Annotated in this window: 15 protein-coding genes; 10 read left to right on the plus strand and 5 right to left on the minus strand. The window is 62.8% G+C overall.

Going from position 1 to position 18,029, the window contains the following annotated elements; genetic code table 11:
- Positions 1–17 precede the first annotated feature (17 nt).
- Complete coding sequence (locus tag PVZ80_RS10445; RefSeq protein WP_124302183.1) at positions 18–1,667, minus strand: acyl-CoA dehydrogenase family protein; 1,650 nt, start codon at positions 1,665–1,667, stop codon at positions 18–20.
- Between the two features lie 76 nt (positions 1,668–1,743).
- A complete protein-coding gene (locus tag PVZ80_RS10450; protein ID WP_016703743.1) occupies positions 1,744–4,125 on the minus strand; it encodes a hybrid sensor histidine kinase/response regulator in 2,382 nt (793 codons plus the stop codon).
- A 292-nt stretch (positions 4,126–4,417) separates the two neighbouring features.
- Between PVZ80_RS10450 and PVZ80_RS10455 the strand changes: the two genes are divergently transcribed.
- The 4 genes from PVZ80_RS10455 (at position 4,418) to PVZ80_RS10470 (ending at position 7,929) form a co-directional block, all read left to right on the plus strand.
- Positions 4,418–5,215, plus strand: coding sequence for a hydroxymethylpyrimidine/phosphomethylpyrimidine kinase (locus PVZ80_RS10455; protein ID WP_028683498.1), 798 nt, complete (start codon positions 4,418–4,420; stop codon positions 5,213–5,215).
- A gap of 17 nt (positions 5,216–5,232) precedes the next feature.
- Entirely contained in the window at positions 5,233–5,850 is a 618-nt protein-coding gene (gene thiE, locus PVZ80_RS10460; protein ID WP_273863871.1) for a thiamine phosphate synthase, read from the plus strand.
- A 24-nt stretch (positions 5,851–5,874) separates the two neighbouring features.
- Positions 5,875–7,158 (plus strand): glutamate-1-semialdehyde 2,1-aminomutase, encoded by a 1,284-nt coding sequence (hemL, locus tag PVZ80_RS10465; RefSeq protein WP_009045779.1) that lies wholly within the window; start codon positions 5,875–5,877, stop codon positions 7,156–7,158.
- 216 nt (positions 7,159–7,374) lie between these two features.
- Entirely contained in the window at positions 7,375–7,929 is a 555-nt protein-coding gene (locus PVZ80_RS10470; protein ID WP_007927077.1) for a tetratricopeptide repeat protein, read from the plus strand.
- Positions 7,930–7,976: 47 nt separating this feature from the next.
- On the opposite strand, the gene PVZ80_RS10475 is transcribed toward PVZ80_RS10470, so the two are convergent.
- Positions 7,977–8,303, minus strand: a complete 327-nt coding sequence (locus tag PVZ80_RS10475; protein WP_007927079.1) for a DUF1820 family protein — start codon at positions 8,301–8,303, stop codon at positions 7,977–7,979.
- 134 nt (positions 8,304–8,437) lie between these two features.
- On the opposite strand from PVZ80_RS10475, the gene miaB reads away from it, so the two are divergent.
- The 5 genes from miaB to lnt all read left to right on the plus strand — a co-directional run bounded on the left by miaB (position 8,438) and on the right by lnt (position 13,828).
- Positions 8,438–9,766, plus strand: coding sequence for a tRNA (N6-isopentenyl adenosine(37)-C2)-methylthiotransferase MiaB (gene miaB, locus PVZ80_RS10480; RefSeq protein WP_023969267.1), 1,329 nt, complete (start codon positions 8,438–8,440; stop codon positions 9,764–9,766).
- 178 nt (positions 9,767–9,944) lie between these two features.
- A complete protein-coding gene (locus PVZ80_RS10485; RefSeq protein ID WP_023969268.1) occupies positions 9,945–10,964 on the plus strand; it encodes a PhoH family protein in 1,020 nt (339 codons plus the stop codon).
- On the plus strand, positions 10,957–11,451 hold the full coding sequence (ybeY, locus tag PVZ80_RS10490; protein ID WP_007927084.1) for an rRNA maturation RNase YbeY: 495 nt from the start codon (positions 10,957–10,959) through the stop codon (positions 11,449–11,451). Before PVZ80_RS10485 ends, ybeY begins: the two co-directional genes overlap by 8 nt.
- Positions 11,452–11,456: 5 nt before the next feature.
- Positions 11,457–12,296 carry an HlyC/CorC family transporter gene (locus tag PVZ80_RS10495; RefSeq protein WP_007927086.1) on the plus strand — a complete coding sequence of 280 codons (840 nt, stop codon included), beginning with the start codon at positions 11,457–11,459 and terminating at the stop codon, positions 12,294–12,296.
- A gap of 8 nt (positions 12,297–12,304) precedes the next feature.
- Positions 12,305–13,828, plus strand: coding sequence for an apolipoprotein N-acyltransferase (lnt, locus tag PVZ80_RS10500; protein ID WP_009051024.1), 1,524 nt, complete (start codon positions 12,305–12,307; stop codon positions 13,826–13,828).
- Positions 13,829–13,900: 72 nt separating this feature from the next.
- Here lnt and PVZ80_RS10505 read toward each other — a convergent pair whose 3' ends face one another.
- Both PVZ80_RS10505 and PVZ80_RS10510 read right to left on the minus strand, forming a co-directional pair.
- Entirely contained in the window at positions 13,901–14,671 is a 771-nt protein-coding gene (locus tag PVZ80_RS10505) for a YdcF family protein (RefSeq protein WP_016702701.1), read from the minus strand.
- A gap of 127 nt (positions 14,672–14,798) precedes the next feature.
- Positions 14,799–15,119 (minus strand): hypothetical protein, encoded by a 321-nt coding sequence (locus PVZ80_RS10510; protein ID WP_009051026.1) that lies wholly within the window; start codon positions 15,117–15,119, stop codon positions 14,799–14,801.
- 259 nt (positions 15,120–15,378) lie between these two features.
- On the opposite strand from PVZ80_RS10510, the gene leuS reads away from it, so the two are divergent.
- Entirely contained in the window at positions 15,379–17,985 is a 2,607-nt protein-coding gene (gene leuS / locus PVZ80_RS10515; RefSeq protein ID WP_009051027.1) for a leucine--tRNA ligase, read from the plus strand.
- Positions 17,986–18,029 lie beyond the last annotated feature (44 nt).

Genomic DNA, 18,029 nt, shown 5'->3' on the forward strand with positions numbered 1-18,029 from the left:
TCCTACACCTGGCGGCGTCAGAAGCCTGCCGGGGTCGAGCGCGCGACTATCGCCTCGACATCCAGCCCCCGCGGCAAGGTGCCGTAGACCCTTCCTCCCGAACCCAGGCGACTGGCAATAAAGGCATCGCTGACCACCGCGTTGCCGGCTTCCAGCAACAGCTTGGCCTGCAGGCCCAGGGCGATGTCCTCGGTCAGTTGGCGGGCGCGGTACTGAATGTCGTCGGTGTCCTGGAAGGCGCCTTTCAGGTTGGCGATATGCGCGGCCAGGCGCCTGTCGCCATGGCCGTCACCCAGCTCGGCGAACAAGGCATCGAGCACACCCGGCTCCTTGGACAAGGCGCGCAGCACGTCCAGGCACTGCACGTTGCCGGAACCTTCCCAGGTCGAGTTGACCGGCGCTTCGCGGTACAGCCGCGGCAGGATGCTCTCCTCGACATAACCGGCGCCGCCCATGCACTCGGCGGCCTCGTTGATCATCGCCGGGGCCCGCTTGCAGATCCAGTATTTGCCCACCGCGGTCACCAGTCGCGAGAACATTGCTTCTTGCGGGTCATCCAGATTGTCCAGCGCGCGACCCATACGCAGGCTCAAGGCCAACGCCGCCTCGCTTTCCAGCGCCAGGTCGGCCAGCACGTTCTGCATCAAGGGCTGCTCGCTGAGCACCCGCCCGCCCACCAGCCGATGGGCGCAGTGATGGCTGGCCTGGGTCAGGGCCTGGCGCATCAGCGAGCTGGAACCGACCATGCAATCGAAGCGAGTCATGGCCACCATCTCGATGATGGTCGGCACACCGCGCCCCTCTTCCCCGACCATCCACGCCAGAGCCCCGCGGAACTCCACTTCGCTGGAGGCATTGGAGCAGTTGCCGAGCTTGTTTTTCAGGCGCTGGATATAGAACTGGTTGCGGCTGTCGTCCGGACGGTGGCGAGGCAACAGGAAGCAGGTCAGGCCTTTTTCGGTCTGGGCCAGGGTCAGGAAGGCGTCGCACATCGGCGCCGAGCAGAACCACTTGTGGCCCACCAGTTCATAGGCCTGCCCCGGCCCCGTAGCGCCCACCGGATATGCCTTGGTGGTGTTGGCGCGCACATCGGTACCGCCCTGTTTCTCGGTCATCGCCATGCCGATGGTGACGCCGGCCTTGTGGGCCATGCCGACATTGCGCGGGTCATATTCGGTGGCGAGCACTTTCGGCAGCCATTGCTCGGCGAGGTCCGGCTGCAGCTTCAGCGCCGGCACACAGGCGAAGGTCATGGTCAGCGGACAACCGCTGCCGGCTTCGGCCTGGCTGTGCAGATAGGACATGGCGGCGCGGGCGACATGCGCCCCAGACTGCGGATGAGTCCAGGGCAAGGACGTCAGGCCGTGCTCGATGGCGGTACGCATCAGCTCGTGATACGCCGGGTGAAACTCCACCAGGTCGAGACGATGCCCATAACGGTCATGGCTGGTGAACACCGGCTTGTTCTGGTTGGCCAGGAACCCCGCCTCCATCAACGGCCCACCAGCCAGGGCACCGTAAGCGTCGATCCGCGATTCGGCCCAGCCGGCGCCAAAACGCCGTGCCCACTCCTGCAACGGCAGATCGATTCGATAGAGGTTGGTACCGTCCAGGGAAGGTGGCTGGTTGGTGACTTCGTGGGTCTCGGCGAACTGGTGCAGGTTCATCTCGGGGGCTCCTTGAGGGGTGTGCCAGAACCTCAGTTAAGCACCCCCTCCCCGACGAACAAAGTGGCATACCCGCCTAAATACCGGCGCTTTCGCCCTGTTCCGGAGCCAGCACACGACGCGCCAGAACGCTTTGCAACTCTTCGAATTTCACCGGCCAGGAGAGGTAATCGAGCAGGCAGCGCTCAGCCTCCAGGCCATGTGCCGAGGCCGACACCAGCAGCACCGGCAACCCGGCGCAACCCGGCATGCCATGCACCTGGTCGCACAGTTTGAGCGCCTCGGCCTGCTCGATCTGGCAATCGAGCAGCACCGCATCCACCGACTCTCGGCGCAGCAACGCCAACGCCCCGCGAGCATTCTCCGCCGTGCGCACCTGATACCCCAGCTTGAGCAGCATGCCGCGGATCACCAGCTGATTGATGCTGTTGTCGTCCACCAGCAGCACGCTGCAATCCTGCGGCAGGCGCCGGACGGAGCGGACCCGCAAGGCCGGCTGGGACGCCATCGGCTGTTCGCCGTCCAGATCAAAGGTCACCTCCAGGCGGAAACAGCTGCCGCGCCCCGGCTCCGATTCATGGGTCAGATGGCCACCCAACAGATCCACCAGTTGCCGACAGATCGCCAGCCCCACGCCCAGCCCGCCATATTCGCGGGTCATCGAACCATCGAGCTGGAAGAAACGCTGATACAGCGAAGCCTCATCGAGATTGACGAAACCGATGCCGGTGTCGATCACCGCGAAGGTCATCGCCAGCCGTCCCGGCGCCGTCGGCTTGCCGGTCACTCGCAGGACCAGGCCGCCCACCCGGGTGAACTTGATGGCATTGTCCAACAGGCACTCCAGGCACTGGCTCAACTTGCCGCGATCGCCTAAAAGCCGGTCAGGCAGCCCGGCGGCCAGGTCGACATCGAAGCCCAATCCCTTGGCCGAGGCATTGGCGCAAAACTGGCCCCGCAAGGCATCGAGCAGCGAACGCAGGCTGAAGGTCTCACGCTGGGCGCTGAGCTTGCCGGCCTGCAGCTCGGTCAGGGTCAGGATGCCGTTGACCATGCGCATCATGTCCCGGGCCGAACCGGCGGCGGTCTGCTGGTACTGCTCCAGCTCCGGGTCGAGATCGACGGTCTGCATCAGCTCCAGGGAACCGATCACGCCATTCATCGGCGTGCGCAGTTCGTGGGTCAGGGTGGCGAGGAATTCATCCTTGAGCCGGTTGCTGTGGGCCAGCTGCTGGTTGAGCACTTCGAGCTTCTGCCCGGCATCGAACAGGGTCTGGGCCTGCTGTTCGCGCATCGAATTGATGCGGTCGGCCAGGGCCAGTGACAACAGCGCCACTTCGATGGCCGAACCGATCTGGCTGGAATACATGGTCAGGAACATATTCGGCAGATAGCCCAGCACCATCAGAGTATTGATGATCCCGCCCACCAGGAACGCCGACCAGGCGATGATGAAGTAGCGCGCCACGCGCATGCCGCGGCACCAGGCGACGATGCCGGAGACGAAGATCACCACGGTAAAGATCAGCGCCAGGGCCGTGGCCAGGCGCAACGCCAGGGCGTAGCTGGTCATCAGCGACAGGGCAACCACCACGGCGCTGCACAGGATCAGCACCAGCAGCAGGCGATCGACCCAGCGGCTGTGGCGGGCGGTCTGCAGGAAGCTGCGGGCGAACAGGCTACCGAACAGGGCCGCCGCGCCAATGAAGAATGGCGTCGCCGCGTTGGCCCACCACGGGTTGTCCGGCCAGAAGTACTCCACCGCGGCGCCGTTCACCGACACCTGGTACAGCCCGAACGAGGCGATGTAGAGGATGTAATAGAGGTAACTGGTGTCGCGCACGCTCAGGTAAATGAACAGGTTGTAGACCAGCATCCCCAGCAGCACGCCGTAGATCAGGCCGAGCACATACAGGCGCACCGGCTGCGCTTCCAGGTACGCCGTGCTGGACCAGAGCGTCACCGGCGCCTGGACCGAGCCCTGGCTCTGCAGGCGCAGGAACAGGGTCTTTTGCTCGTAGGGCGCAAAACTCAGGTCGAACAGGTAATTGTTCTGGCGGATCTGCCGGCTGTCGAACGGCAAGGCATCGCCGGTACGCTGGGCCAGGCGGTAGCCACCGGCCTCATCGGGCAGATACAGCTCCAGATGATCGAGCGGCGGATAGGCCAGTTCCAGCAGCCAGGTGTGTCGTATGGAGGGGTTGGCGGGACGGTAGCCGAGGTCGATTTTCAGCCAGAATGCCGAGCGGGAGTAACCGGCGTTGAGGGTGGGCTTGTCATGGGCTTTGAAACTGCCGGCCATGGCCGGTGAACTGACATCCGCGATCGTTGCCTGACCACTCGCGTCTTCAAACACTTGCATCACCCGACCCAAGGGCAGGCTCTGGGTGAACTCGTCGAACTCGACCGCGCCAGCCAGCATCGGCAAGCTCAACAGCAACATCAGCAAATAGCGCATAAAGCCCCAGCGTGGCCTGTCCGGTGGTGTCAGGAAGCCCCCCATTTCCCTTTGAGTAGACGTGAAACCGGCATGACCTGTTATTGGTTTGGATCCACTCTAGCATAGCCGTTGGTGGCCAAAGAACACCATGAAAAGTTTTAGTTTAAAGGCTCTAGAACGGGCGTTTCAGCGCTATCCGTTGATCTAGAGCTGTTGCCTCGGTCAACTTGTCGGCAAGGTGGAAAATCCAGCCCCGGCCGACACGCGAGGAGCCGTGCAAAAAAGACGTTTGGTGGTAAGCTCGCGCACCATGAATATCTACAGCTCTCGCCCCGTTGTCCTCTGTCTCTCCGGCCACGACCCCAGTGGTGGCGCCGGCCTGCAGGCAGATATCGAAGCCCTGCTCGCCCAGGGTTGCCATGCAGCTCCCGCTGTGACCGCGCTGACCGTGCAGGATACGGTCAACGTCAGCGACTTCCGTGTGCTGGATCGCGAGTGGGTGCTGGCCCAGGCCAACGCGGTGCTCAACGACTCCACGGTCGCGGCGGTCAAGCTGGGCATGCTCGGCTCGCTGGAAATGGTCGACACCGTGGTCGAGCTGTTGCAGGCGCACCCGCATCTGCCGATGGTCTGCGACCCGGTGTTGCGCGCAGGCGGCGGTGGACGCCTGGGCAAGGACGAGGTCGGCTACGCCATGCGTGAACGCCTGCTGCCACTGGCGACCATCGCCACCCCGAATCTTCCGGAAGCGCGAATCCTCGCCGAGTTGCCCGAAGGCAGCGCGGATCAGTGCGCGGAAAAGCTCCTGCCGTTCGTCAAGCACCTGCTGATCACCGGCGGTCATGGTGACGAGCATGAAGTGCATAATCGCCTGTACAGCCGCGATGGCAGTCGTCACACCTACACCTGCCAGCGGCTGCCGGGCAGCTATCACGGTTCCGGTTGCACCCTGGCCAGCGCCCTGGCCGGACGCTTGGCCCAGGGCGAAAGCCTGGCCAGCGCCGTGAAGTCGGCCCTCGATTACACCTGGCGCACCCTGCGCGACGCCGAGCAACTGGGCCAAGGCCAGTTCGTACCGCGCCGTCTGCCGCTGGACTTCTGCTCGTAAGCCATGAGGCCCGCTCGATGAAACTACGTGGTCTGTATGCCATTACCGACAGCCAATTGTTGGCCGGCAAATTCCTGCAGTACGTGGAGGCGGCGCTCGACGGTGGCGTGACCCTCCTGCAATACCGCGACAAGAGCAGCGACGAAGCCCGCCGCCTGCGCGAAGCCGAAGCCCTGCACAGCTTGTGCGAGCGCTACAAGACCCAACTGATCATCAACGACGATGCCGAACTGGCTGCGCGCATCGGCGTCGGCGTGCACCTGGGCCAGACCGACGGCCCGCTGACTCCGGCCCGCGCCCTGCTCGGCCGCCAGGCGATCATCGGCTCGACCTGCCACGCCCAACTGGAACTGGCCGAGCAAGCCGCCAAAGAAGGCGCCAGTTATGTCGCCTTCGGTCGCTTCTTCAATTCCAACACCAAGCCCGGCGCACCGGCGGCCAACCTGGAGCTGCTGGACCAGGCCCGCCCCCGGCTGCACCTGCCGATCTGCGCGATCGGCGGCGTCACCCTGGAGAACGCCGCGCCGCTGGTCGCCCATGGTGTCGACCTGCTGGCCGTGGTCCATGGCCTGTTCGGCGCCGATAGCACCCAGGAAGTGACCCGCCGTGCCCGCGCCTTCAACGCCCTCTTCTAACCGCTGATTTCCGAGAGCCCGATCATGTCTCGTTCCGAAACCCTGTTTGCCAATGCCCAGAAACACATCCCCGGTGGCGTGAACTCGCCCGTGCGCGCGTTCAAGAGCGTGGGTGGCACGCCGCTGTTCTTCAAGCACGCCGAAGGCGCCTACGTCACCGACGAAGACGACAAGCGTTATGTGGACTACGTCGGTTCCTGGGGCCCGATGATTCTCGGCCACAGCCATCCGGACGTGCTGGACGCGGTGCGCAAACAGCTGGAACACGGTCTGTCCTACGGCGCCCCAACCGCCATGGAAACCGAAATGGCCGACCTGGTCTGCTCCATCGTGCCGTCCATGGAAATGGTGCGCATGGTCAGCTCCGGCACCGAAGCGACCATGAGCGCGATCCGCCTGGCCCGTGGTTTCACCGGCCGCGACAGCATCATCAAGTTCGAAGGTTGCTACCACGGCCACTCCGACAGCCTGTTGGTCAAGGCCGGCTCCGGCGCGCTGACCCAGGGCGTGCCTAGCTCGGCCGGCGTACCGGCGGCCTTCGCCAAACACACCCTGACCCTGCCGTTCAACGACATCGACGCGGTCGAGAAGATGCTCGCCGAAGTCGGCCAGGAAGTAGCCTGCATCATCGTCGAGCCCGTGGCCGGCAACATGAACTGCGTGCCACCGGCGCCGGGTTTCCTCGAAGGCCTGCGCAGCCTGTGCGACAAGCACGGCGTGGTGCTGATCTTCGACGAAGTGATGACCGGTTTCCGCGTCGCCCTCGGCGGCGCCCAGGCGCACTACGGCGTTACCCCGGACCTGTCCACCTTTGGCAAGATCATCGGCGGCGGCATGCCGGTGGGCTGCTTCGGCGGCAAGCGCAAGATCATGGAACACATCGCGCCGCTGGGCCCGGTCTACCAGGCCGGCACCCTGTCGGGCAACCCGCTGGCCATGGCCGCCGGCCTGACCACCTTGCGCCTGATCAGCCGCCCGGGCTTCCACGCCGAGCTGAGCGACTACACCAGCCGCCTGCTCGACGGCCTGCAGCAACGCGCTGACGCCGCCGGTATCCCGTTCGTGACCACCCAGGCGGGTGGCATGTTCGGCCTGTACTTCAGCGGCGCCGACGACATCGTCACCTTCGACGACGTGATGGCCAGCGATGCCAACCTGTTCAAGCGCTTCTTCCACCTGATGCTCGAAGGCGGTGTCTACCTGGCCCCGAGCGCCTTCGAAGCCGGCTTCACCTCGATCGCCCACGGCGACGCCGAGCTGAAACTGACCCTGGATGCGGCCGAACGCGCTTTCGCCGCCCTGAAGTAACCCTCCCCGTAAAACCGGCTCCAGCACTTCCTGGCGCCGGTTTTACGCGGCATTCGCGCCCCAACTCCCGAAACAGCCCCGAAAGCGGCGGATATCGCGCCCGCGCAGCAGAAAAACGAGTAAAGACTTTGTAAGGTTGGCCCTGCTTATTTCATAATGCGCGCTTATTGGATCCCTCGATGGGTCCGCGCGCCCTTCAGAGGTAAGTCGATTCCCATGAACCGCACCGGCCGCGCCCTTGCACTGGGCTGCCTGTTGCTCCTTCAGCCCCTGCTCGCGCACGCACAAGCAGGCGGCAACTCGTTGTTGATCCCAGCGATGGGTCGCTGCACCCTCAATACTCAGTCACAGGATCTGTCCGAGGCCCTGGCGGTCTGCCAGAAGGCGGCTGACGAAGGGGATGCGCAAGCGCAATACGAGTTGGGCGAGTTCTACTACGAAGGTAAAAATACCCCGCGCGATCTCAATCAGGCCCTGAGCTACTTTGAAAAGGCCTCGCTGCAAGGCCACGCCCAGGCGCAATTCAAGCTCGGCACCATGTTCTTCCGTGGCGAAGGCGTACCGGCCAACAACGTTCAGGCTTATATCGTGCTGAAGATGGCGGCGGTCAATGGCGCCGAAGAGGCACTGGACACGGCCGACGAAGTGGCCGAGCACATGCAGCGCGATGAGCTGGAAGTCGCCACCCAGGTGCTGGGGCAGATTTTCCGCAAATACCTGATGGAACTGCAGAGCGCCGACGGGCGTTCGCCCTTCTCCCCCCTGCCTTGATGACATCGCGAGCAAGCTTGCTCGCGATAACACACTCGATACAGCCCTTACTTCTCAGGCATCGGCATCGGAAACGGCATGACGTTGCTCACGCCACGCGCCTCGCTGATCTTCGGCGTGCCCAGGCGCTCGACCTCGTCGATACGCACGATCGAATGCATCGGCACAAAGCTGCGCACCACACCTTCGAACTGGGCCTTGAGCTTCTCTTCGCTCGGATCGACGACCACTTGCGTGCGCTCGCCAAAGACGAACTCTTCCACCTCCAGGAAACCCCACAGATCACTTTGATAGATCTGCTTGGCGTACATTTCGAACACCTGTCCCTGGTTGAGGAAAATCACCTTGTAGATTGGAGCTTCACGTTTGGTCATGGTGGGCGGGTAACACATCGGGGATATAAAAGAGGGCGCGAACTATAGCATAGCCACCGGACGCGCAGCGGTAGGAACCTAAGGCCATGTTCCCTATAATGCGCGGTTCTTTGAATCACGTGATGACCCCTTCCATGGCCAAGAAGCTTTACATAGAAACCCACGGTTGCCAGATGAACGAGTACGACAGCTCGCGCATGGTCGATCTGCTGGGTGAACACCAGGCCCTGGAAGTCACCGCCCGCGCCGAAGACGCGGACGTCATCCTGCTCAACACCTGCTCGATCCGCGAGCGGGCCCAGGACCGGGTGTATTCCCAACTGGGTCGCTGGCGCGAGCTGAAGCTGGCCAACCCGGACATGGTCATCGCCGTCGGCGGTTGCGTGGCCAGCCAGGAAGGCGCGGCGATCCGTGACCGGGCACCGTACGTCGACGTGGTCTTCGGCCCGCAGACCCTGCACCGCTTGCCGGAAATGATCGATGCAGCCCGCAGCAGCAAGCTGCCGCAGGTCGACGTCTCGTTCCCGGAAATCGAAAAATTCGACCACCTGCCAGAGCCGCGCATCGACGGCCCGAGTGCCTATGTCTCGGTGATGGAAGGCTGCAGCAAGTACTGCACCTTCTGCGTGGTGCCCTACACCCGTGGCGAGGAAGTCAGCCGGCCGTTCGACGACGTGATCTCCGAAATCATCCACCTGGCGGAAAACGGCGTGCGCGAAGTCACCCTGCTGGGGCAGAACGTCAACGGCTACAGGGGCCAGACCCATGACGGCCGCCTGGCCGACCTCGCCGAACTGATCCGCGTGGTCGCGGCGGTCGATGGCATCGAGCGCATCCGCTACACCACCTCCCATCCGCTGGAGTTCTCCGACAGCCTGATCCAGGCCCACGCCGAGGTTCCGGAACTGGTGAAACACCTGCACTTGCCGGTGCAGTCGGGCTCCGACCGGATTCTCGCAGCCATGAAGCGCAACCATACGGCGCTGGAATACAAGTCCAAGCTGCGCAAACTGCGCGCCGCCGTGCCGGGTATCTGCATCAGCTCGGACTTCATCGTCGGTTTCCCCGGTGAGACCGAAAAAGACTTCGAACAAACCATGAAGCTGATCGAAGACGTCGGCTTCGACTTCTCCTACTCGTTCGTCTACAGCCAGCGCCCGGGCACCCCGGCGGCAGATCTGGCGGACGACACCCCGGAAGAGTTGAAAAAGGAACGCCTGAACGCGCTGCAACACCGGCTGAACCAGCAAGGATTCGAAATCAGCCGACAGATGGTCGGCTCGATCCAGCGCATCCTGGTTACCGATTACTCGAAGAAAGATCCGGGCGAACTGCAGGGGCGGACCGAGAACAACCGTATCGTCAACTTCCGCTGCGACAATCCAACCCTGATCGGCCAGTTTGCCGACGTGCATATCGACTCGGCCCAGCCTCACTCGCTGCGCGGATCGCTGCTGCAATAACCTCCTGCCGATGCTGGCTGACCAGCGGTAGCGGCCTCGGGCACGCCATCGCCGGGAAGCCGGCCTCCAAGGAAAATGTGGCGAAAGACATTGCTTCGTATAAGAGCTTTCGCACCCAGGCCTCTGGCGTTATCCTTGATTTCATCCTTTATTGCCGTTGGGCGGCTAAAAAACGACCTTGAACGCACCCATAGAACCACATCGTTTTATCCTCGAGCCCTTTGAGGCTCGCCGCTTCGCCAATCTGTGCGGGCAATTCGACGAGCATTTGCGCTTGATCGAACAGCGCCTGACCATCGAGATCCGCAACCGCGGCAATCAGTTCGAGCTGATCGGCGAACCCAAGCACACCACCTCCGCGGAAAACCTCCTGCGCCGCCTGTACCGGGAAACCAAGGGTACCGAGCTGTCGCCGGACATGGTGCACCTGTTCCTCCAGGAATCCGCCGTCGAAGAGCTGAACAACCACCCTGTCGCCGAAGCGGCCGTGGCCCTGCGCACCAAAAAAGGCATGATTCGCCCACGCGGTTTGAATCAGCAGCGCTACGTCAAGGAAATCCTCGGCAACGACATCAACTTCGGCATCGGCCCGGCCGGTACCGGCAAGACCTACCTAGCCGTGGCCTGTGCGGTAGACGCACTGGAGCGCGAGCAGGTACGGCGCATCCTGCTGGTGCGCCCGGCGGTCGAGGCCGGCGAGAAACTCGGCTTCCTGCCTGGCGACCTGGCCCAGAAGATCGACCCGTACCTGCGCCCGTTGTATGACGCCCTGTATGAAATGCTCGGCTTCGAGCATGTCGCCAAGCTGATCGAGCGCCAGGTCATCGAGATTGCGCCGCTGGCCTACATGCGCGGCCGTACGCTGAACAACAGCTTCATCATCCTCGACGAAAGCCAGAACACCACCGTCGAGCAGATGAAGATGTTCCTGACCCGGATCGGCTTCGGCTCCACTGCCGTGATCACGGGCGACATCACCCAGGTCGACCTGCCCAAGGGCACCAAGTCCGGCCTGGCCCATGTGATCAACGTCCTCAAGGATGTGCCGGGCATCAGCTTCACCCACTTCATGCCCAAGGACGTGGTGCGCCATCCGCTGGTGCAACGCATCGTCGAAGCCTACGAGCGTTTCGAACAGCGCGTGGCCGACGAGTCCGCCCAGCCCGCCGCGGAAAAAGGCAATCGCCACGATGCTTGAGCTTGATCTGCAACTGGCAAGCGACAAGCCTGCTCCCAGCGAAGCCCTGTTCCGCCAATGGTGTGAGCTGGCCTTGCGCCAGCGCACCGCCGACTCGGAACTGACCATCCGTCTGGTGGACGAGCCTGAAGGCCGCGAACTGAACCGCACCTGGCGGCAGAAGGACTATGCCACCAACGTCCTGTCGTTCCCCGCCGATGTACCGGACGAGCTGCTGGACATTCCATTGCTCGGCGACCTGGTGATCTGCGTCGAAGTGGTCGAGCGCGAAGCCGCCGAACAAGGCAAGGACCTCCAGGCCCACTGGGCCCATCTGGTGATTCACGGCTGCTTGCATCTATTGGGTTACGACCACATAGATGACGACGAAGCCGAAGAAATGGAAGCACTGGAACGAACGTTGCTTGCAGAACTGGGTCATCCCGACCCTTATGCGGACGACGAAACCGAAGAACATCCATCTGTAACAACCAAGGATTTAGAGTAATCGCTATGAGCGAAGACCGATCGAGCAGCGGGCAAAAGTCGTGGCTGGGAAAACTGACCCAGGCTTTTGCCCATGAGCCGAAAAACCGCCAGGAGCTGCTGGAGCTGCTGCGCGAAGCCCATCAGAACAAGTTGCTGGACAGCGAAGCGCTGGCCATCGTCGAAGGCGCCATCCAGGTCGCTGACCTGCAGGTACGGGACATCATGGTTCCGCGCTCGCAGATGATCAGCATCAAGGCGACCCAGACTCCCCGCGAATTCCTGCCGTCCGTCCTCGATTCCGCGCACTCGCGGTATCCGGTGATCGGCGAAAGCCATGACGACGTCATGGGCGTTCTGCTGGCCAAGGACCTGCTGCCGCTGATCCTCAAGGAGAACGGCGACAGCTTCAACATCAAGGACCTGCTGCGTCCAGCGACCTTCGTGCCCGAGTCCAAGCGCCTGAACGTGCTGCTGCGCGAGTTCCGCGCCAACCACAACCACATGGCCATCGTCATCGACGAATACGGCGGCGTGGCGGGGCTGGTGACCATCGAGGACGTGCTGGAACAGATCGTCGGCGACATCGAAGACGAGCACGACGTCGAGGAAGACAGCTACATCAAGCCCCTGCCGAGCGGCGATTTCCTGATCAAGGCGCTGACGCCGATCGAGAACTTCAACGAGTTCTTCGACAGCGAGTTCTCCGACGACGAGTTCGACACCGTCGGCGGCCTGGTGATGAGCGCGTTCGGGCACCTGCCTAAACGCAACGAAATCACCGAAATCGGTGCCTATCGCTTCCGTATCCTGAATGCCGACAGCCGTCGGATTCATCTGCTGCGACTAACACCTATCCCCCGTTAAGGATCGACATGCTGCGCTTAACCCGCCCCGGCTGGCCCGGTAACCTGCTGGCCATGGCGGCTGGCGCAATCACCACCCTGGCCCTGGCGCCATACGACATCTGGCCGCTGGCACTGCTGGCGGTCGGCTTCTTTTATGCCGGCCTGCGCGAGCTGAGCCCGCGTCAGGCGCTGTGGCGCGGCTGGTGTTTCGGCTTCGGCCTGTTTGCCGCCGGCACGAGCTGGATCTACGTCAGCATCCATACCTACGGTGGCGCCTCGGTGCTGCTGGCCAGTTTGCTGATGCTGGCCTTCATTGCCGCCATCGCCTTCTTTTTCGCCCTGCCGGCCTGGATCTGGGCGCGCTGGCTGCGGCGCAATGAGGCCCCCCTCGCCGACGCCCTGGCCTTCGCCGCCCTCTGGGTGGGCCAGGAAGCCTTCCGCGGCTGGTTCCTGACGGGCTTCCCCTGGCTCTACTCCGGCTACAGCCAGCTCGACGGCCCTCTGGCCGGCCTGGCCCCGCTGGGTGGCATGTGGCTGATCTCCTTTACCCTGGCGCTGACCGCCGCCCTGCTCTACAACCTGCCGGGCCTGATCCGCGCCGGACGCAAGGGGTTTATCGCCGCCGGCCTAGTGCTGCTGGTCGCCCCCTGGGTGATCGGCATCGCGCTCAAGGGACACGCCTGGACCAGCCCGTCGGGCGAGCCGCTGACCGTGGCGGCGATCCAGGGCAATATCGAACAGAGCCTGAAGTGGGACCCCGCACAGCTCAACTCCCAACTGGCGCTGTACCGCGACATGAGCTTCGGCTCCAAGCGCGTGGATCTGCTGGTGTGGCCGGAAACCGCGGTGCCGGTGCTCAAGGAGTCGGCCGAAGGTTATCTGAACATGATGGGCAACTTTGCCGCCGACCGGCATTCGGCGCTGATCACCGGCGTACCGATCCGCCAGGAAGTGCACCACCAGAAACGCTACTTCAACGGCATTACCGTGGTCGGCGAAGGCGATGGCGAATACCTCAAGCAGAAGCTCGTGCCCTTCGGTGAGTATGTGCCCCTGCAAGACCTGCTGCGCGGCCTGATCGCGTTCTTCGACCTGCCCATGTCGGACTTCGCCCGCGGCCCTGCCGACCAGCCTTTGCTGCAAGCCAAGGGCTACCAGATCGCGCCGTTCATCTGCTATGAGGTGGTGTATCCGGAATTCGCCGCCGGCCTGTCAGCCCGCAGCGACCTGCTGCTGACCATCAGCAACGACACCTGGTTCGGCACTTCGATCGGCCCGTTGCAACACTTGCAGATGGCCCAGATGCGCGCCCTGGAAGCCGGCCGCTGGATGATCCGCGCTACCAACAACGGGGTGACCGGCCTGATCGACCCGTTCGGCAAGATCACCGTGCAGATTCCGCAGTTCGAACGCGGGATCCTGTACGGCGAAGTGGTGCCGATGCACAACCTGACGCCTTACCTGCAGTGGCGCTCCTGGCCACTGATCATCCTGAGCGTCCTGCTATTCGGCTGGGCCCTGCTGGCCAGCCGGATCGCCAAGACCGTCTGACCTCATCGCGAGCCTGCTCGCTCCTGCCGGGGATTTGCGATTCCCGTGGGGGCGGACTGGCTCGAGATGAACCTAGTCCTCTCCACGATAAAACAGCTTGTAGCCCACCAGCCCCACCGCCTCGTTCAGTAACTGGCCGCTCTGCCAGATCGACTTGAACTCCGGCATCCAGCCGCCCAGCGGCCTGGCGTTATCCACCCCGAGGAATCCCACGGGGGCCGGCACCACGGTGAATCCTGCCTGCTCGAAACTCCAGACAGCCCGCTGCATATGCCAGGCCTGGGTGACCAGCACTATGCGTTTGACACCTTGCGGCTCCAGCACTTGTGCGGTGAATTGGGCGTTTTCCCAGGTCGTGCGGCTACGCCCTTCCTGCCAGCGCACCTTCACGTCGAAATCGTTCAGCAACGACTCGGCCATCAGCGCCGCTTCCGTAGGCGGCGTGCCGTAGTGCAGGCCTCCGCTGGTCAGGATCGGCAACCCGGAAGCCTTGGCCAGGCGCGCCGCGTAACGCTGACGCTCGAGCCCGACCCCGGTCGGCTGGTCGGATCCCCAGGCCGGATCGCCACGTTCCCGCCCCGAGCCCAGCACCACGATCGCATCGGCCTGTTCGGCCAGGGTCGACCACTGGCTTTGCGTCAGCGCCGGCTCACTCTCCAGGGCACCCGCGCCCCACTCCACCATCACAGGCAGGCTCATCAACCAGAACCCGCCCAGGCCGAGGGCAAAACACACACCGGCCAATCGTGGCCTAGAGCGGCGAAACCACCAGGCGAACAGAAGCAACAGCAACAGAAGGCCGGGCGGCAGGAGTAGTTGTTTGACGAAATAACGAAAAGGCATCGAGCATCTCCAAAGATGCTCGAAGCCTAAGTGGGTAAAAGCAAAGCAACAACAGATACGAAACAGATTTTGCGCACAAGGTACGCGGCGTTGACGCTGCGCAGATGCCCGAACGGGCTGCGCAGACTCACTTGAAGTGCAGGGATCGGACCTTTACCGCATCCCGGGCGGGCACCTTGTCTTTCAACCAGATGACCTTGGCCGAATGTGGAGTCACTTCGTGCCTCAGGCATTCGAGCACGCTCAATTGCGTCTCACGTTCGCTACGATCCAGATAGGCTTTGATCACCTCGAGCTCGGCATGACTCAGGCCCCGCAACTCCAACTCCGCAGGACGCTCATTACGCAAGCTTCCTGCTGTTCTCGCTGTATCCAGGGCCAAAGCCAGACGATCTATCAATCGTTCGTACAACTCGGGTTTTGTAACTTTCCGCTGCGACTCAACCATCCACTCACCTCATGAAAGTAAGACTCACTCCCCTTTTTGAGCTTAGCCGCACTGCCGAAACCGGCCGGGTGCCGCGACCAACGGCCCACGGCGCGTAATCAGGGTTTCCCTCGGTAGAGCGCGGTCATGTATGCTACGGCGCTTCCTGTAACTCCACTTCCAGCTCGACTGGGTAGCGAAAACGCCACATTTGGCGTCATCACCGCCCAACGTTGCATTGAAGAGGATTAGGCCACCCCTATTCAGTTCAAAAGTAGCCATGCACGAACACTATCAGCCCCGTGAAATCGAAGCCGCCGCCCAGTCGTTCTGGGATGAGCAAAAGTCCTTTGAAGTCAGTGAACAGCCAGGCAAGGAGACTTACTACTGCCTGTCGATGTTCCCTTACCCCAGCGGCAAGCTACACATGGGGCATGTGCGTAACTACACCATCGGCGACGTGATCTCCCGCTACCAGCGCATGCAAGGCAAGAACGTGCTGCAACCCATGGGTTGGGACGCCTTCGGCATGCCGGCGGAAAACGCCGCGATGAAGAACAACGTCGCACCGGCCAAGTGGACCTACGAAAACATCGCCTACATGAAGTCCCAGCTGCGCAGCCTGGGCCTGGCGGTGGACTGGTCCCGCGAAGTCACTACCTGCAAGCCGGACTACTACCGCTGGGAACAGTGGTTGTTCACCCGCCTGTTCGAAAAAGGCGTGATCTACCGCAAGAACGGCACTGTGAACTGGGACCCGATCGACCAGACCGTCCTGGCCAACGAACAGGTGATCGACGGTCGCGGCTGGCGCTCCGGCGCGCTGATCGAAAAACGCGAAATCCCGATGTACTACTTCAAGATCACCGCCTACGCGGATGAGCTGCTGGAGAGTCTCGACGAGCTGCCGGGCTGGCCCGAGCAGGTCAAGACCATGCAACGCAACTGGATCGGCAAATCCCGTGGCATGGAAGTGCAATTCCCCTACGACCAGGCCTCCATCGGCGAAGCGGGCGCACTGAAAGTCTTCACCACCCGCCCTGACACCCTGATGGGAGCGACCTATGTTGCCGTGGCCGCCGAGCACCCGCTGGCCACCCTGGCGGCGCAGAACGATCCGGCGCTGCAAGCCTTTATCGCCGAGTGCAAGGGCGGCAGCGTCGCCGAAGCCGATATCGCCACTCAAGAGAAGAAAGGCCTGCCGACTTCGCTGTTCGTCGAACACCCGCTGACCGGTGAAAAACTCCCGGTATGGGTCGCCAACTACGTGCTGATGCACTATGGCGATGGCGCGGTAATGGCTGTTCCGGCGCACGATGAGCGCGACTACGAATTCGCCACCAAGTACAACCTGCCGATCAAGAACGTGGTGCGCACCAGCGCTGGCGACGAAACGCCTGCGCCTTGGCAGGACGCCTACGGCGAGCACGGCGAACTGATCAATTCCGGCGAGTTCAACGGCCTGGATTTTGCCGGTGCCTTCGACGCCATCGAAGTGGCCCTGCTGAAGAAAAACCTTGGCCAATCCCGTACCCAGTTCCGCCTGCGCGACTGGGGCATCAGCCGTCAGCGCTACTGGGGCTGCCCGATCCCGATCATCCACTGCGACAGCTGTGGCGATGTACCGGTACCGGAAGACCAGCTGCCGGTAGTACTGCCGGAAGACGTGGTGCCGGACGGCGCCGGTTCGCCACTGGCGCGCATGCCCGAGTTCTACGAGTGCAGCTGCCCGAAATGCGGCAAGCCTGCCAAGCGTGAAACCGACACCATGGACACCTTCGTCGAGTCCTCGTGGTACTACGCCCGCTACGCCTCGCCAAAATACGAGGGTGGCCTGGTCGACCCGGCCGCGGCCAACCACTGGCTGCCGGTGGACCAGTACATCGGCGGTATCGAACACGCGATCCTGCACCTGCTCTACGCTCGCTTCTTCCACAAGCTGATGCGCGACGAGGGCCTGGTCAGCTCCAACGAGCCGTTCAAGAACCTACTGACGCAAGGCATGGTGGTCGCCGAGACCTACTACCGCCGCGAAGCCAACGGTGCCTACACCTGGTACAACCCGGCCGATGTCGAGCTGGAGCGTGACAGCAAGGCCAAGATCGTCGGCGCCAAGCTGATCAGCGACGGCCTGCCGGTGGAAATCGGCGGTACCGAGAAAATGGCCAAGTCGAAGAACAACGGCGTCGACCCTCAGTCGATGATCGAGCAGTACGGCGCGGACACCTGCCGCCTGTTCATGATGTTCGCTTCGCCACCTGACATGAGCCTGGAATGGTCCGACTCCGGCGTCGAGGGTGCCCATCGCTTCCTCAAGCGCGTCTGGCGCCTGGCCCAGTCTCACGTAGCCCAGGGCCTACCGGGCGCACTGGAACTGGGTGCGCTGAACGACGAACAGAAAGTCATTCGTCGCGCCATCCACCTGGCGATCAAGCAAGCTAGCCAGGACGTCGGCCAGAACCACAAATTCAACACCGCCATCGCTCAGGTCATGACGCTGATGAACGTGCTGGAAAAAGCACCGCAAGCCACCCCGCAGGACCGTGCCCTGTTGCAGGAAGGCCTGGAAACCGTGGCCCTGCTGCTGGCGCCGATCACCCCGCACATCAGCCACGAGCTGTGGAGCCAGCTGGGTCGCAGCGGCGCCATCATCGACGCCGGCTGGCCGGTGCTGGATGAGAACGCGCTGGTTCAGGACAGCCTGCAACTGGTCATTCAAGTGAATGGCAAACTGCGTGGCCAGATCGAAATGCCAGCCAGCGCCAGCCGTGAAGAGATCGAAGCCGCCGCTCGGAGCAACGAGAACGTGCTGCGCTTCACCGAAGGCCTGACGATTCGTAAAGTGATCGTCGTGCCTGGCAAGCTGGTCAATATCGTCGCTAGCTAATTGGATCAGGCGTCAGCCCAAGGCTGACGCCGAATAAAACCTCC

The sequence above is a fragment of the Pseudomonas sp. B3G-3 genome (assembly GCF_028640915.1).
GTDB classification, from domain to species: Bacteria; Pseudomonadota; Gammaproteobacteria; order Pseudomonadales; family Pseudomonadaceae; genus Aquipseudomonas; species Aquipseudomonas chlororaphis_I.

Bases quoted from the DNA above. Each gene is read 5' to 3' on its own strand.
- PVZ80_RS10445 (WP_124302183.1), bottom strand. From the start codon at position 1,667: ATGAACCTGCACCAGTTCGCCGAGACCCACGAAGTCACCAACCAGCCA.
- PVZ80_RS10450 (WP_016703743.1), bottom strand. From the start codon at position 4,125: ATGCGCTATTTGCTGATGTTGCTGTTGAGCTTGCCGATGCTGGCTGGC.
- PVZ80_RS10455 (WP_028683498.1), top strand. From the start codon at position 4,418: ATGAATATCTACAGCTCTCGCCCCGTTGTCCTCTGTCTCTCCGGCCAC.
- thiE (WP_273863871.1), top strand. From the start codon at position 5,233: ATGAAACTACGTGGTCTGTATGCCATTACCGACAGCCAATTGTTGGCC.
- hemL (WP_009045779.1), top strand. From the start codon at position 5,875: ATGTCTCGTTCCGAAACCCTGTTTGCCAATGCCCAGAAACACATCCCC.
- PVZ80_RS10470 (WP_007927077.1), top strand. From the start codon at position 7,375: ATGAACCGCACCGGCCGCGCCCTTGCACTGGGCTGCCTGTTGCTCCTT.
- PVZ80_RS10475 (WP_007927079.1), bottom strand. From the start codon at position 8,303: ATGACCAAACGTGAAGCTCCAATCTACAAGGTGATTTTCCTCAACCAG.
- miaB (WP_023969267.1), top strand. From the start codon at position 8,438: ATGGCCAAGAAGCTTTACATAGAAACCCACGGTTGCCAGATGAACGAG.
- ybeY (WP_007927084.1), top strand. From the start codon at position 10,957: ATGCTTGAGCTTGATCTGCAACTGGCAAGCGACAAGCCTGCTCCCAGC.
- PVZ80_RS10495 (WP_007927086.1), top strand. From the start codon at position 11,457: ATGAGCGAAGACCGATCGAGCAGCGGGCAAAAGTCGTGGCTGGGAAAA.
- lnt (WP_009051024.1), top strand. From the start codon at position 12,305: ATGCTGCGCTTAACCCGCCCCGGCTGGCCCGGTAACCTGCTGGCCATG.
- PVZ80_RS10505 (WP_016702701.1), bottom strand. From the start codon at position 14,671: ATGCCTTTTCGTTATTTCGTCAAACAACTACTCCTGCCGCCCGGCCTT.
- PVZ80_RS10510 (WP_009051026.1), bottom strand. From the start codon at position 15,119: ATGGTTGAGTCGCAGCGGAAAGTTACAAAACCCGAGTTGTACGAACGA.
- leuS (WP_009051027.1), top strand. From the start codon at position 15,379: ATGCACGAACACTATCAGCCCCGTGAAATCGAAGCCGCCGCCCAGTCG.